Origin of the sequence: Chryseobacterium ginsenosidimutans, from assembly GCF_024807225.1 — a bacterium.
GTDB classification, from domain to species: domain Bacteria; phylum Bacteroidota; class Bacteroidia; order Flavobacteriales; family Weeksellaceae; genus Chryseobacterium; species Chryseobacterium ginsenosidimutans.
Window position 1 is genome coordinate 3,628,143 of the sequence record NZ_JANUCO010000001.1, and the last position, 13,972, is coordinate 3,642,114.

Annotated in this window: 13 protein-coding genes and 1 pseudogene; 5 read left to right on the forward strand and 9 right to left on the reverse strand. The window is 35.6% G+C overall.

What is annotated here, in order from left to right:
* Nucleotides 1–3: 3 nt before the first annotated feature.
* The 8 genes from J3D55_RS16935 to J3D55_RS16970 all read right to left on the reverse strand — a co-directional run bounded on the left by J3D55_RS16935 (nt 4) and on the right by J3D55_RS16970 (nt 5,910).
* Nucleotides 4–315 (reverse strand): hypothetical protein, encoded by a 312-nt coding sequence (locus J3D55_RS16935; RefSeq protein WP_259132664.1) that lies wholly within the window; start codon nt 313–315, stop codon nt 4–6.
* A gap of 160 nt (nt 316–475) precedes the next feature.
* Nucleotides 476–2,086: a Na+/H+ antiporter gene (locus tag J3D55_RS16940; RefSeq protein ID WP_259132665.1), complete on the reverse strand. Its 1,611-nt coding sequence runs from the start codon at nt 2,084–2,086 to the stop codon at nt 476–478.
* Between the two features lie 72 nt (nt 2,087–2,158).
* Complete coding sequence (locus tag J3D55_RS16945; protein ID WP_259132666.1) at nt 2,159–2,506, reverse strand: cupin domain-containing protein; 348 nt, start codon at nt 2,504–2,506, stop codon at nt 2,159–2,161.
* Between the two features lie 128 nt (nt 2,507–2,634).
* The gene (locus J3D55_RS16950; protein WP_259132667.1) at nt 2,635–3,255 is read right to left on the reverse strand and encodes an alpha/beta hydrolase; all 621 of its coding nucleotides are present in this window, start codon (nt 3,253–3,255) and stop codon (nt 2,635–2,637) included.
* Nucleotides 3,256–3,259: 4 nt separating this feature from the next.
* On the reverse strand, nt 3,260–4,213 hold the full coding sequence (locus J3D55_RS16955) for a VOC family protein (protein ID WP_259132668.1): 954 nt from the start codon (nt 4,211–4,213) through the stop codon (nt 3,260–3,262).
* A gap of 205 nt (nt 4,214–4,418) precedes the next feature.
* Nucleotides 4,419–4,718 carry a GNAT family N-acetyltransferase gene (locus J3D55_RS16960; protein ID WP_259132669.1) on the reverse strand — a complete coding sequence of 100 codons (300 nt, stop codon included), beginning with the start codon at nt 4,716–4,718 and terminating at the stop codon, nt 4,419–4,421.
* Between the two features lie 62 nt (nt 4,719–4,780).
* Nucleotides 4,781–5,713, reverse strand: coding sequence for a ring-cleaving dioxygenase (locus tag J3D55_RS16965; RefSeq protein WP_259132670.1), 933 nt, complete (start codon nt 5,711–5,713; stop codon nt 4,781–4,783).
* Between the two features lie 62 nt (nt 5,714–5,775).
* Nucleotides 5,776–5,910 (reverse strand): hypothetical protein, encoded by a 135-nt coding sequence (locus J3D55_RS16970; protein WP_259132671.1) that lies wholly within the window; start codon nt 5,908–5,910, stop codon nt 5,776–5,778.
* A 619-nt stretch (nt 5,911–6,529) separates the two neighbouring features.
* Here J3D55_RS16970 and J3D55_RS16975 point away from each other — a divergent pair.
* The 5 genes from J3D55_RS16975 to J3D55_RS16995 all read left to right on the forward strand — a co-directional run bounded on the left by J3D55_RS16975 (nt 6,530) and on the right by J3D55_RS16995 (nt 12,859).
* The gene (locus tag J3D55_RS16975) at nt 6,530–7,531 is read left to right on the forward strand and encodes an EamA family transporter (protein ID WP_259132672.1); all 1,002 of its coding nucleotides are present in this window, start codon (nt 6,530–6,532) and stop codon (nt 7,529–7,531) included.
* A gap of 13 nt (nt 7,532–7,544) precedes the next feature.
* Nucleotides 7,545–8,573, forward strand: a complete 1,029-nt coding sequence (locus tag J3D55_RS16980) for a methionine ABC transporter ATP-binding protein (RefSeq protein ID WP_259132673.1) — start codon at nt 7,545–7,547, stop codon at nt 8,571–8,573.
* Nucleotides 8,566–9,222 carry a methionine ABC transporter permease MetI gene (gene metI / locus J3D55_RS16985; protein ID WP_259132674.1) on the forward strand — a complete coding sequence of 219 codons (657 nt, stop codon included), beginning with the start codon at nt 8,566–8,568 and terminating at the stop codon, nt 9,220–9,222. The genes J3D55_RS16980 and metI overlap by 8 nt, the downstream gene beginning before the upstream one ends.
* Nucleotides 9,223–9,447: 225 nt before the next feature.
* Nucleotides 9,448–10,257 carry a methionine ABC transporter substrate-binding lipoprotein MetQ gene (metQ, locus tag J3D55_RS16990; protein ID WP_259132675.1) on the forward strand — a complete coding sequence of 270 codons (810 nt, stop codon included), beginning with the start codon at nt 9,448–9,450 and terminating at the stop codon, nt 10,255–10,257.
* Nucleotides 10,258–10,597: 340 nt separating this feature from the next.
* Nucleotides 10,598–12,859, forward strand: coding sequence for a glycoside hydrolase family 3 C-terminal domain-containing protein (locus tag J3D55_RS16995; RefSeq protein ID WP_259132676.1), 2,262 nt, complete (start codon nt 10,598–10,600; stop codon nt 12,857–12,859).
* 61 nt (nt 12,860–12,920) lie between these two features.
* On the opposite strand, the pseudogene J3D55_RS17000 reads toward J3D55_RS16995, so the two are convergent.
* Nucleotides 12,921–13,881 (reverse strand): annotated as a pseudogene (locus J3D55_RS17000) (Fic family protein).
* Nucleotides 13,882–13,972: the final 91 nt, after the last annotated feature.

Consider the following 13,972-nt stretch of genomic DNA (forward strand, 5'->3'; position numbering starts at 1 on the left):
AGTTTACGACTGCAAATTAGGAAAAAGTGCGTAAACTTCGTTCTTTAATAATCCGCTTCCTCCCCCATAATGGTCGATCACCTTAACTTCTTTGTCTAAATTTTCACAAAAAACTTTAATATCTCTTTCAAATTGTTCTTCTAATCCTGAACTCAAAAGAACGATATCAACTTGATTTTCTTTAATATATTCGTAACAGAAATTTTCATCGCTTTGAATTTCGGCTTTCCAGCCTTCATTATTTTCGATAATTCTTTTTAAGGTCTCGATAATCTCTTGATTTTTTCCAATGACCAGAAAGTTTAATATTTTCATTTTGGATTTATTTTTTTTAACGCAAAAAGCGCTTTGATTTTTAATTAATACTTTTAAGTGAAACGTAATGAAGATCTTTTTTTATTTTTTAGATTCTTCCTTCATTCAGAAGGACAAGTGAGATTTAGAATCAACAAAAAACGATCAACTATCAACAAAATTATAAATGTTTATTACCTGTAATTTTTAATTCATTTAAATCTAATTGCGATTCAGCTTTGCGGATTTCGTCATCGGTGAACAGTTTTTCACGTTTCATTTTATATAATTCTTTTCGCTGTAAGGCAAAAATATCAAGCATAATTTCATGATATTCTTTCAGATCATGTTGTCTGTTGGTACACATTTCCAACGAACTTAAATGACCTTTCTGAACAGAGATATCATTCTCAATCGTATTTTTAAAATTTTCAACCAAGCTGTTATTTTTTAAACTCGATTCATATTTTTCATCTAATCTGCTCACCGCCAAATTATCCAGTCTGATCTGAATTCCAGCTTGCTGTTCGTGCGACGGTAAAATATGATCTATTTCTCCGATTTTGGTTAATTTAATAATCAAAGGAAGCGTTAAACCCTGAAAAACCAACGTCACAAAAATAACGACGAAAGTGATAAAAATGATTAAATTTCTCATCGGAAATTCCGTTTGACTGTTCATCATCACGGGAATCGACAAAGCTGTTGCCAGAGAAACTACGCCTCGCATTCCTGCCCAACCGATGATTAAAGGGTTTTTCCATCCCGGACTCGGATCTTTCCGAACTTTCTTGCTCAGCCATCTCGGAATATGAGCAACCGGATAAATCCAGAAAAGACGGACGATAATTACAATTACACTGATGATTAAGCCATATTTAATCCCATCCATCAAAGAAGTTTCACCCAAACCATTGATGATATCGGGAAGCTGAAGTCCGATTAACACGAAAACTAATGCATTCATCACAAAAATCAACGTATTCCAGACTCCCATCATATTGATTCTCGTCGTTCCTGTTTTAAAAATCTCATGCGAACGGAAAGACATGAATAATCCACCACTTACGACCGCCATTACTCCCGAAAAGTGAAAATGTTCGGCAACTAAGAATAAAATATAAGGCGTCATCACCGTTAAAGCCGCATCTATCGCTGGAGTTGTGGGTAAAAACCGGTGAATTGCATAAAAAACATGGGCTCCTGCGATTCCCACTACTACTCCCATTCCTGCTACCAGAAAAAACTGACCGGTCGCTTCCTGCATCGAAAACATTCCTGTCATCACCGCCGCCAAAGCAAATCGGAAGACAATTAATGAGGAAGCATCGTTAATCAAACTTTCACCTTCTAACATGGCAACGGTACGTTTTGGAACTTTTAATCCTTTTAAAACTGTCGTTGCAGCAACTGCATCCGGTGGAGAAACAATTCCGCCCAACAAAAATCCCAATGCCAAAGTGAATCCCGGAATTAAAGCCTGTGACGCAAAAGCCACGACCAGAGACGTCAGAAATACCAATCCGAAAGCCAATAATCCGATGGTTCTTTTCCATTTCCAGAAGTCATTCCATGAAGTGTACCACGCTGCTTCATACAAAAGTGGCGGCAGGAAAATTAAAAATATAACTTCGGGATCAAGCTTTAACACCGGAACTCCAGGAAATAAACTGATTCCCAATCCCGCCAATACCAAAAATATCGGATACGCAATTTTGATACGCTGCGCCAACATGACGAGCAGCATTACGATGAGTAAAAGTCCCAGTATAAGAAGTAGTTGTTCGTGCATAGTTTCTATTTAGAAGTTAGATATAAGATGTTAGAAGTTAGACTTACAACTCGATGATTAGTCATTTTCTAATTAAAGATGTATAAACAGTGAAGTTCTCTCTTTCTTTTCCAAATTTTTTGTTTTGTGTCCTTTTCCTGAAATGTCTTCTACCAAAAGAATTTCTCCTGTTTTGAATTGTCTGATTTCGCCAAGAGAAGTTTCTATTTCAACACCGCCATTTAGCAAGATAATATATTGTCGCTGTGGAGCACAATGAAAATCGTAATCGTACTCTGCAGAAACTGTCCTGAACTGTAGTTTTTTAACATCAATATTTTCTGACAAAAAACCTATTTCACCTTGATCAATTAAAGGAATTTCTACCTCCTCGAAATGAGTTTCTTCTTTTTCGTCGCTGAAGATTTTTGTGATTTTCATATTTTTTTATGTTTTGGCTAAAGCCAATTGATTTTATAATTTATTAAACGGGCTTCCTTCGACAACCTCAGGATGACATGCCCGTTCCTATTGAATACAATATTGTACTTATTTGTATTTAAATCATTCTATTTAAAAATCAATGAATTCGCCAGTTCCATTTCCTCCTGATTGATCGAATGTCCGAAATTATCGTATACTTTTTCTGTGACATCGGCATTCATTTCTCTTAAAATATTTGCCGTTGCATACACTCTTTCAACCGGAACATGAAAATCGGGATTGCTTGTTCCTATAAAAATCGGAGTCTGTGCAAAATCACCTTTGTAGTTTTCACGATTGATTTTATCTCCGATTAATCCACCAATAATTGCTGTAGCTCCCCCGAATTTCTGAGCATTTCTCGCCAAGAACTCTAAGGTAAGACAAGCGCCTTGCGAGAATCCGAAAAAGTAAATGTTTTCAGCTTTAATTCCAGCATCTATGGCAGTTTTAACCGTTTTTTCAATCGTTTCAATTGCTGATGATAACCAAGGTTCATTTTGTTCAACAGGAGCGATGAAAGAGAAAGGATACCAAGTTCCGTTGGTCGCTTGAGGAGCTAATAAAGCGTAATCTTCCACATTCAAATGCTGTGATAAGCTCAAAATATCCTGCGCACTTCCACCGCGTCCGTGAATCATTATTAAAGCTTTTTCCGCTTCATTAATCTGTTTTCCTGATGTTTTTATATCTAAAGTATGACTCATTATTTTATCTGTATTTTTCTGTTGGATAATTAATTTTTGGGAGAGCTTCATCCAAATGTTCTCTTTTTTCTTCGAATTGTTTTGGCAGACTTAAATGTTCGCCCAAAGAAGCAAATTCCTCGTCTGCATCAAATCCAGGACCTGAAGTCGCAATTTCAAACAAAACACCTCCCGGTTCTTTAAAATATACGGAGGTGAAATATTTACGATCCTTCACTTCGGTATGTTCTAAGCCGAATTTATTTAATTTTTCAACCATTTCAAGTTGAGTTTCTGCATTTGGGGTCGCAAAAGCAACGTGGTGAACGGTTCCTCTTCCCGCCAAACCTTTCAAAGCATTGGGCGTACAAACCAAATCAACATATTTTCCCGGAGCATCTTCTGCCGCAAACCTGAATCTGTCTGAGCTTTCGGCAATCAATTGATGATCCATCTGAGTCGTTAAAAGCGCTGCCGTTCTTTCATAAGCATCTAACCAAATTTCAACATGGTGGATTCCTTTGATGGCATAATCTTTTGGAATAAAGCCATTGTAATAGCCTTTTCGATTGTCTTTATCACTGAAAACCAATTCTAATCCCAACCCGTCAAAATCTTCCAGATAAATAAAAGCTTCACCCGAAAATCTTTGCTGAGCCTGTTTAAAAGGAATATTAAACTGATTCAAACGATTCAACCAATAATCCAATGCATCGATTGATACAGAAAAAGCGGTCGTATTCAACATTCCTTTGCCATGTCTTCCGTTGACTAAGCCTTTTCCATAAGGGAAAGTGGTCATAATCGTTCCCGGAGTTCCGAATTCGTCCCCGAAATAAAAGTGATACACATCGGAATAGTCAAAATTTACCGTCTTTTTTACCAAACGAAGTCCTAAAACTCCGGTGTAAAAGTCTATATTTTCCTGTGCATCGCCTGTGATGGCTGTTACGTGGTGAAGTCCTGTGATGAGTGACATTTTTTTTAGTTTTTAGTGGTTGGTTGATTGTTGTTGGTTTTTAATGCTATGACGTTAAATTGGTCTGCTTATTTTTGTTCGCAGATGCAAAAGTATATCCATCAAGTTTATCTCTCAGCACGAATTGTCTATGCTATTTTCTAACACTTAGCTTAGATCCCTACGGGATGACAAACTTGATGGTATTTTACTATTTTTCTTTATCTTATTCTCCCTCCTCTTTCAACCAGACATCATTATATTCTTCCGGATTGCGTTTGAATTGGGCATGAACATATGGACACAACGCCAGAATTTTCATATCGTTTTCTCTTGCGTAGGAAACCAGTTTTTCCAGTAATAATTTTGCGAAACCTTTTCCAGCGTACTCTTCATCAACTTCTGTGTGGTAAACGGTTAATTTTTTTCCGATTACCGAAATATCCATTTTTCCTGCTTTTTTATCGTCTGAGAAAAGCTGAATTTCTCCTCTCACGTTTCCTAAAACTACTTTAGTTGTTTCCATTGTTTTTAATTTTTTTATTTGATAATTTAAAGGTAAGACCTTTCTAAAAATTGAGTAATACCCTATGATAATTTCGGTAAAACTTCTTCTATTTTTTCACGTAATCCTTCGTGTTGTTTTGGAAGTTTTAGGTTTGTTCCCAATTCGTTCAAAGGTTCATCCACAGTGAATCCCGGATTGTCGGTTGCTATTTCGAATAAAACGCCACCCGGTTCACGGAAATATAGTGAGTAGAAATAATCTCTGTCGATTTTCGGAGTGATATTCAATCCTGCAGACATTACTTTTTCACGGAATTCCATTAAAACATTGTCATCTTTTACTCTGAATGCAACGTGGTGGTTGGTTCCTGCGGCATTTCTTCCTGCGATAATTTTATCGTTTTCGATGATGTCAACAAGATTCGCTGTTTCGATCGCATCGGTTGCAAAACGGTATCTTTCACCTTCCTGTTTTTGCAAATCATAACCAAAAATATCGGTTAACACTTTGATTGTAGGATCTGCTTTTTTCAATGTCAAGGTGATGTTGTGGAAACCTTTCAATGCATTTTCGTCTTTAATATCATCGGTTGTCCAGACTTTTCTGTCATCCGGAGTAGAAGATTCAATGAACTGTAATTGTAAACCATCCGGATCTTGGAATGAAATTAATTTTTCACCAAAAATTTCACCTTCTTCAACATTTACATTGAATTGCTGCAATCTGTTTTTCCAGAATTCCAAGCTTCCTTTGGGAACTGAATAACCTATATGAGTTGCTAAACCTGTTCCGTTTGTACCTTTCCCGATTCCTTCCCACGGAAAAAATGTTAAGATTGTTCCCGGAGTTCCTTCTTCGTTTCCGAAATAAAAATGGTACGTTCCCGGATCATCAAAGTTCACCGTTTTCTTTACCAATCTTACTCCTAAAACCTTTGTATAAAAATCTAAATTTCTTTTTGCGTTGTCTGCAATCGCTGTGATATGGTGCAGTCCTAAAATTCTATTTTCCATTTTGTTATTTGTTTAATTTTGATAGGACAAATTTAGGGTGAATAGAAATCCTGCACATTTAACTAGTTTAATAAATGATGTTTTCTGTAAAAAGTGTAAAATGTTCTGTTTGTCATTCTGAACGAAGCGGCATGGAGTGAAGAATCTGTTCTCCTTTCTGCATAATAGTTTCCATACAGTTTGTCTTCCCTAAGCATTTTTTTTAATCTGTCTGAAAAGATTCTTGCCAAGATCCCTACTGGATGACAAACTTTGGGCTATTTCGAAATCTGAAAAAAATGACTACAATCTAGCCCCGATTGGAACATTTGTTTGAGCTCATTTTCTGAGTTTCGGCGGCGGAAAAGCCGCCGCCGAAACTCAGAAAATAGCGAGTGCGGAAAGCGGGAAATAGCTTCGAAAAAATTATTAATTATTAATGATGAATTATAAATGACTTGGGTTTTTCTTTTTTTAGACTGATAACCAACCTTACAATTGCTAAATTAACCGTGTATAAATAAATTTAAACAACTAAAAATCAAATAATTAAAAACAATATTAAAATTATTTTTCAAAAAGTCTACTTTTTTAGTGGACTAATAAAAAATTATGTTTTATATTTGCAAACGTAATCAGGATATAAAAAATAAAATGAAAGCAGAATCTAAAAATAGCACAGTAAGAAGACACACCATGAATTTTATGATGATGTATTGCTGCATGCCTATGCTTCATTCCTGTTGTGGTTAACCTTACTTTTATATGACATATTTTTAAAGGCTTTACCACGTTGTAGAGCCTTTTTTATTTACAAAAACAACATTAAAAAATATCATGAATACTCATAAAAACAAATGGCTTATTCCCATAGCCTTCACCAATATATATGTAATATGGGGAATTACTTTTCTTGCGATTTCCTTCGGATTAAACGGGTTTCCGCCTTTTATTCTTTCCGGTTTCAGATTTTTGGGTGCAGGAATATTGATGATGGGATATTTACTCGTAAAAGGTGAAAAAGCAAATTCTGTAGTCAACTGGAGAAAAAATTCGATCACAGGAATCCTCATTCTTACCGGAGGAACGGGACTTGTAGCGTGGGGAGAACAATATGTAACAGCATCTGAAGCAGCCATCGCTATTGCAACCGGACCATTTTGGTTCATCGCGATCGATAAGAAAAACTGGAGTTATTATTTCTCGGATAAATTCATTCCTTTAGGGTTAATTATCGGTTTTGTGGGGCTTATTTTATTTCTGAACGGAAGTGTAAGTTCATCCAATTCACATACAGGAACAGCAAATGCTTCAATAAGAATAACTGCATTTATCGTTTTGGCATTAAGTTCTGTTGCTTGGGTTTTGGGATCATTATATTCTAAAAAAAATCCGGCAGGTCATTCAACTTTTATGAATATTGCGCAACAGCTTATTGTAGCAGGTATTGCCTCTTTTCTTATTGCTTTTTTAAGAAATGAATGGATTGGATTTTCGATTGTAAAAGTACCATTAACAGCTTGGTTTGGCTTATTCTTCCTTATTTTCTTCGGATCAATTATCGCCTACATGTCTTACATCTGGCTTTTGTCTGTAAAACCTGCAGCTTTAGTAAGTACCCACACTTACATCAACCCTATTGTAACAGTAATTGCAGGCTGGATTATCGCCAATCAAACCATTAATACCACTCAATTTTATGGATTAATCGTTATACTTTCCGGAGTGCTTTTAACCAATGTGACGAAATATTTCAAGCTTTCAAAACGATCAAAAGTGAAAATAAGAAGAGCGATAAGACATGTCAACAGAAATAGCAGACCTTATCAACCTATATAAATTTTAAGTAAAAATGATAGAGATAAAGAATATTTCAAAAACTTTTCATCAGAAAAAGCAGTCTTTTAAAGCTCTGGATGATGTAAGCCTAAACATTGAACAAAGCGATATTGTAGGAATCATCGGATTTTCAGGAGCAGGAAAAAGTACCTTAATCCGAACGGTGAATCTTCTTGAAAAACCTGATAACGGCGAAATTATCATCAACGGAAAAGATTTCACAAAATTAAATTCCAGACAATTAGCCAGCGAAAGAAAAAAAATCGGAATGATCTTCCAGCATTTTAATCTGCTTTCTTCAAGAACAGTTTTTGAAAATATTGCGCTTCCATTGGAATTGGATAATGTCAGCACAACTGAAATCAATAAAAAAGGTAATGAACTTTTGAAAATTGTAGGCTTAGAAGACAAAGCCAATGATTATCCTAAAAGTCTTTCGGGCGGACAAAAACAAAGGGTTGCAATTGCAAGAGCGTTGGCAAACGATCCTTATCTCCTGCTTTGTGATGAAGCGACAAGTGCGCTCGATCCGGCAACGACTCAATCTATTTTACAATTATTGAGGGATATTAATCAAAGATTGGGAATTACCATTTTGTTGATTACTCACGAAATGGAAGTCATTAAAACTGTCTGCAACCACGTTGCCGTGATCGACAAAGGAAAACTATTAATTAAAGGAACTTTAAGCGAGATTGTCTCCAATAAAGAAAATCCTATTATCAAACAATTTTTAAAATCTGGTGTTATGACTATACCACAAGAACTGAATAAAAAACTACAAAAAGACCCACAAGATGGATTATTTCCATTGGTTGAGGTTGAGTTAAACGAACAAATATCTGTTGAAGAATTGCTTTCAATAGTATATGATAAATATAAAATTCCTTACAAATTGTTGAAGGCAGATGTAGAATATTTGGGAGATTCTAATTTCGGAAAACTGTTGCTACAGCTTCAGGGTGAAGAAGAGGAAAACCAGCAGGCCATCTATTATTTCAATCAAAATAAAATTCAAAATACAGTAAGAGGATATGCTTAGTGATACGGTGATTTCTCTTTTGTCGAAGGGAGTTTGGGAGACGGTTTATATGACATTCGTGTCTGGATTTTTTGGATTTGTGTTGGGTTTACCCGTTGGAATTCTGTTGTTTTTTACAAGAAAAGGACAGCTTTTGGAAAATGTAATTTATAATAGAGTTTTATCTGTTTTGGTTAATATTTTTCGTTCTATTCCTTTTATTATTTTGATTGTTTGGATGATTCCTTTTACCAGAAGTATAGTCGGAACATCAATTGGAATGAACGCTGCTTTAGTTCCTTTAAGCATCGGTGCAGCACCTTTTATTGCAAGATTAGTGGAAAACAGTTTGCTGGAAGTTCCTTATGGATTGATTGAAACCGCAAGAGCTTTGGGAGCGAGTCCGTTTCAGATTATCCGAAAGGTTTTGTTGCCGGAAGCACTTCCCTCTTTAATTAATAATGCAACGATTACGCTCATCACTTTGGTCGGTTATTCTGCGATGGGTGGCGCTGTCGGAGCCGGTGGATTGGGACAAATCGGGTATCAATACGGCTATATCGGTTACGATGCGGTGATTATGAATCTGGTGTTGGGATTATTGGTTACGATAGTTTTTATCATCCAGTTTTCGGGTGACAGATTGGCGAAGAGATTCGATCATCGCTGAGTTTGAGTGTTGGAGAGTTTTAGTGTTTGAGTATGAGAGATTTTTGAGTGTTTGAGTGCTTTTAAAATATATAATGTGAATGTGAAGTAGTGTGATGGTTTTGAAAATTCAGCCATCGATCGGCGAAAAAATTAGCAAAAAGGAGTAAAGCCATATTTTATTTATTAAAGAATTTTAAAAATTTAACCTTTTTGCTTTTTCGCCTTTAAAAAAAAAAAATTTACAATGAAAAAAATAAAGATTTTAGGTTTATTAACGGCAGGTTTGTTGGTATTCACCGCTTGTAATTCGTCGAAAAAAGATAATCCGAATTACATTAAAGTCGGGATCACTTCCGGTCCGGAACAGGAAATTGCAGAAACGGCGAAAAAAGTAGCGAAAGAAAAATACAATCTTGATGTAGAGCTGGTTTCCTTCAACGATTATGTCGTTCCAAACGAAGCTTTGAATAATGGAGATATCGATGCGAATGCTTTTCAGCATGTTCCTTATTTGAATGAGCAATCAAAACAGAGAGGCTATAAATTAGCGGTTGTCGGAAATACTTTTGTCTACCCGATTGTAGCGTATTCAAAAAAGATTAAAAGCATTAATGAGCTTCAAAACGGAAGCACGATTGTAATTCCCAACGACCCGACAAACGGCGGTCGTTCCCTACTTCTTCTACAGAAAAACGGTTTATTGCAATTAAAAGAAGGCATCGGATTATTACCGAAAGTGACTGACATTGTCGGGAATCCTAAACAGTTAAAAATCCTTGAAATCGAAGCGCCTCAATTGCCAAGAGTCTTGGATGATAAAGAAGTTGTGATCGCGATTATCAATAATAATTTTGCTGCACAAGCCGGATTAGATGCCGACAAACAGGGAATTTTTAAAGAAGATAAAAATTCGCCTTATGTAAATGTCGTGGTTTCAAGACAGGACAATAAAGATGATGAAAAAGTAAAAAACTTTGTGAAAGCCTATGAATCTGATGAGGTTTTGAAAAAAGCAGAAGAGATTTTCAAAGGCGGAGCGGTGAAAGGATGGTAGCTAATTGTTAATGCTTGATTGTTAATTGTTAATTGTTAATTGTTAATTGTTAATAAAAATGCCACATAATTCTCTTTCTTTGAAAGAGTGAGTTTTGTGAAGGTAAAAAAACGTTAGTCAAAAATTCTATTATTATATATTTAGACATTGTTTCAGGAGTATTTGAAATGGTGTCTTTTTTTGTTTATACTTTAATCCATTACAATCGTTTTTCTTAAACTCACAGTTTTCCAAATAACATCTTGGTTATTAATGACCATTTATTTAAAATAATCATTTTCTCAATTTGAGATAATAATTTTTTTTGCTATTTTTGTTACCAATCAATAAAAAGGCTTTTATGTTAAAGAAAACTGCCATTGTAAGCTTATTTACTCTTATCTCTGTTTCTTATATGGCTCAAAATACTACTCTACCTGTTTATTTAGACGAATCAAAACCCGTCGAGCAGCGAGTTCAGGATGCGCTTTCCAGAATGACGCTGGAAGAAAAAGTGGCGATGCTTCATGCACAGTCGAAATTCAGCTCTTCCGGAGTTCCAAGATTGGGAATTCCTGAATTCTGGACAACAGACGGACCTCACGGAGTTCGCCCTGAAGTCATGTGGGACGAATGGAATCAGGCAGGTTGGACGAACGACTCCATCATCGCTTATCCCGCATTGACGGCACTTTCCGCAACCTGGAACAAAAAAATGTCATGGAATTACGGTAAAGCACTTGGAGAAGAAGCCCGTTACAGAAAAAAAGATATTCTTTTGGGACCCGGAGTCAACATTTACAGAACTCCACTGAACGGAAGAAACTTCGAATACATGGGTGAAGATCCTTATTTGACATCAAAAATGGTTGTTCCTTACATCAAAGGTGTACAATCGAATGGTGTGGCAACTTCTGTGAAGCATTTTGCTTTAAATAATCAGGAAATGTTCCGTAACACAAGCAATGTAAAAGTGGACGACAGAACATTGTACGAGATTTATCTTCCTGCCTTCAAAGCGGCGGTGACAGAAGGAGATTCTTGGACGATCATGGGAGCTTATGACATGTACAAAGGTCAATATTCCAGTCAGAATCAGTATCTTTTAAATGATATTTTAAAAGGTGAATGGAAATACAAAGGGGTTGTCGTTTCCGATTGGGGCGCTGTCAACAATACCGAACAAGCCATCCACAACGGATTGGATCTTGAATTTGGAAGCTGGACAAACGGACTTTCGGCAGGAACAAAAAATGCATATGACAATTATTATTTAGCAAAACCTTATTTAGATTTAATTAAATCAGGAAAAGTGGGGACAAAAGAGCTTGACGATAAAGTTTCAAGACTTCTAAATCTTGCTTATAAAACAACGATGAACAGAAACAAACCTTTCGGAAACATCGCTTCTGAAGAGCATAAAGCTGTCGCAAAAGAAATCGGTGAAGAAGGAATTGTTTTGTTGAAAAATCAGGGAAATGTACTTCCAATTGATAGTAAGAAAGCTAAAAAAATTGCCGTTATCGGTGAAAATGCCATCAAAATCATGACGGTCGGCGGAGGTTCTTCTTCATTAAAAGTGAAATATGAAACGCTTCCTTTAGATGGAATTAAAGCAAGATTCGGGAAACAGTCGGATGTACAATATGCGAGAGGTTATGTGGGAGATATTGGCGGAGAATATAACGGCGTAAAGTCTGGTCAAAACTTAAAAGATGATCGTTCTGAAGCTGAATTATTAAATGAAGCTGTAGAATTAGCAAAAAAATCTGATTACGTAATTTTCGTCGGAGGTTTAAATAAAGCTGATTTCCAAGATAGTGAAGGAAATGACAGAAAAAGCTACGGATTGCCTTACAATCAGGACAATGTGATTTCTGCATTGGCAAAAGCGAATAAAAATCTTGCCGTTGTTCTGGTATCAGGAAATGCGGTTGCAATGCCTTGGATTAAGGACGTTCCGACGGTTTTACAATCTTGGTATTTGGGTTCTGAAGCTGGAAATTCTCTTGCTTCTGTTTTGGCAGGCGACGCCAATCCATCAGGAAAATTGCCATTCTCTTTCCCTGTGAAGCTGGAAGATAATTCTGCACACACATTAGGAGAATATCCCGGACAAAAAGATGAGCTGGCTGCAGGAAAAGGAAAAGACCAGAAAAACCCGATCAACATTACGTATAACGAAGGAATTTTCGTAGGTTATCGTTGGTATGACACGAAAAAAATTAAAACATTATTCAGTTTCGGACATGGTTTGAGTTATACAACTTTTGAATTCGGAAAGGCGAAAGCTGATAAAACAACGATTTCTCAGGACGACACCATTACGTTTACGGTTTCTGTTAAAAATACCGGAAAAAAAGCCGGAGCTGAAGTTGCTCAATTATACATTTCCGATTTGAAATCATCGGTTGAAAGACCAACCAAAGAATTGAAAGGTTTTGAAAAAGTATTTTTAAATCCTGGAGAAGAAAAAGAAGTTACATTTACGATCGACAAGACTGCTTTAAGTTTCTTCGACGCTCAAAAACACGACTGGGTCGCTGAACCAGGAGATTTTGAAGCACAAATCGGAAATTCTTCGGATGCTATTAAAACTAAGGTGAAGTTTACTTTAAAGTAATTTTACTTATTTATATTTCTAAAACGGAATGCCTGAATTTATTCGGGCATTTTTTATTTTACTATTCTCTAAACTCGTATTCCGTCAATCTTTGTTCACCAGACCTTATCAAAATATTTTCTTGAACAGCCCATTTCAAGTCTCTACTCGCTGTTGGTGCTGAAATATTTTTAAAATTTTGCAAATAATCTTTTCTGCTGAATTTTTTATCGCCTATTTTTTCTTTAAATAAAAATATTCTGTCTTTTGCATTTAGATTAGTATTTTGAGATTGTAAAACCCGTTTCAAAGACTCTAATAATATCGCAAGCATAAATTCAATAAAAGGAGTCGATTGCCCTATTTTATCAGATTCGGAAAGTTTGTTGTAGTATTCTTTTTGATTTTCTTTAATGAGACTTTCTACCGGCAAATATTCAAAAACAGGATATTGCTGCATTAAAATTAAGGTCTGCCACAACCTTCCCATTCTTCCATTTCCATCTACGAAAGGATGTATAAACTCAAACTCATAGTGAAAGACACAGCTTTTAATTAAAATTAAATCCTTATCATTTTTTAAATAGTTAAAAAGGTCATTCATTAATCCTTTTACCATGATTCCACCTGGAGCAAGATGTTCAATCTTCGAACCTTTAACAATTCCTACATTAGTCGTTCTGAATTTACCCGATTTTTCAATTAAATCTTTCATTAAAATGGAATGAGCCAATTCCAGATCTTTAATTTTATTAGGATTAAAACGTTTCAAATCACTATAAATCTCAATTGCATTCTGCACTTCAAGAATATCTTTTGCAGGAGCAATAATTCTTTTATTTTCCAGCAAGGCGGTTATTTGTTCTTCGGTAAGTGTATTTCCTTCAATCTCTAATGAAGACTGAATGGTTTTAATACGATTTTTCTTCCGCAGTTTCTGTGGTAGGTTTATAAAGATGATTCGCATTAATTTCCCCTATCTTTTCGGAAATAGAAGCAACCAATTCTAAAACTTTATCTGTAATTATATAAGGTGGTTTCAAAATATGATACTATCAAATGATACTATCAAAGATACAGATTTATTTAAAAGCACTTTTATTAAGGTGATGAAAATATTTTATCTTTCTTCAA

Excerpts from the sequence above, each read along its gene's own strand:
- J3D55_RS16935 (WP_259132664.1), bottom strand. The coding sequence starts at position 315 with ATGAAAATATTAAACTTTCTGGTCATTGGAAAAAATCAAGAGATTATC.
- J3D55_RS16940 (WP_259132665.1), bottom strand. The coding sequence starts at position 2,086 with ATGCACGAACAACTACTTCTTATACTGGGACTTTTACTCATCGTAATG.
- J3D55_RS16945 (WP_259132666.1), bottom strand. The coding sequence starts at position 2,506 with ATGAAAATCACAAAAATCTTCAGCGACGAAAAAGAAGAAACTCATTTC.
- J3D55_RS16950 (WP_259132667.1), bottom strand. The coding sequence starts at position 3,255 with ATGAGTCATACTTTAGATATAAAAACATCAGGAAAACAGATTAATGAA.
- J3D55_RS16955 (WP_259132668.1), bottom strand. The coding sequence starts at position 4,213 with ATGTCACTCATCACAGGACTTCACCACGTAACAGCCATCACAGGCGAT.
- J3D55_RS16960 (WP_259132669.1), bottom strand. The coding sequence starts at position 4,718 with ATGGAAACAACTAAAGTAGTTTTAGGAAACGTGAGAGGAGAAATTCAG.
- J3D55_RS16965 (WP_259132670.1), bottom strand. The coding sequence starts at position 5,713 with ATGGAAAATAGAATTTTAGGACTGCACCATATCACAGCGATTGCAGAC.
- J3D55_RS16970 (WP_259132671.1), bottom strand. The coding sequence starts at position 5,910 with ATGCTTAGGGAAGACAAACTGTATGGAAACTATTATGCAGAAAGGAGA.
- J3D55_RS16975 (WP_259132672.1), top strand. The coding sequence starts at position 6,530 with ATGAATACTCATAAAAACAAATGGCTTATTCCCATAGCCTTCACCAAT.
- J3D55_RS16980 (WP_259132673.1), top strand. The coding sequence starts at position 7,545 with ATGATAGAGATAAAGAATATTTCAAAAACTTTTCATCAGAAAAAGCAG.
- metI (WP_259132674.1), top strand. The coding sequence starts at position 8,566 with ATGCTTAGTGATACGGTGATTTCTCTTTTGTCGAAGGGAGTTTGGGAG.
- metQ (WP_259132675.1), top strand. The coding sequence starts at position 9,448 with ATGAAAAAAATAAAGATTTTAGGTTTATTAACGGCAGGTTTGTTGGTA.
- J3D55_RS16995 (WP_259132676.1), top strand. The coding sequence starts at position 10,598 with ATGTTAAAGAAAACTGCCATTGTAAGCTTATTTACTCTTATCTCTGTT.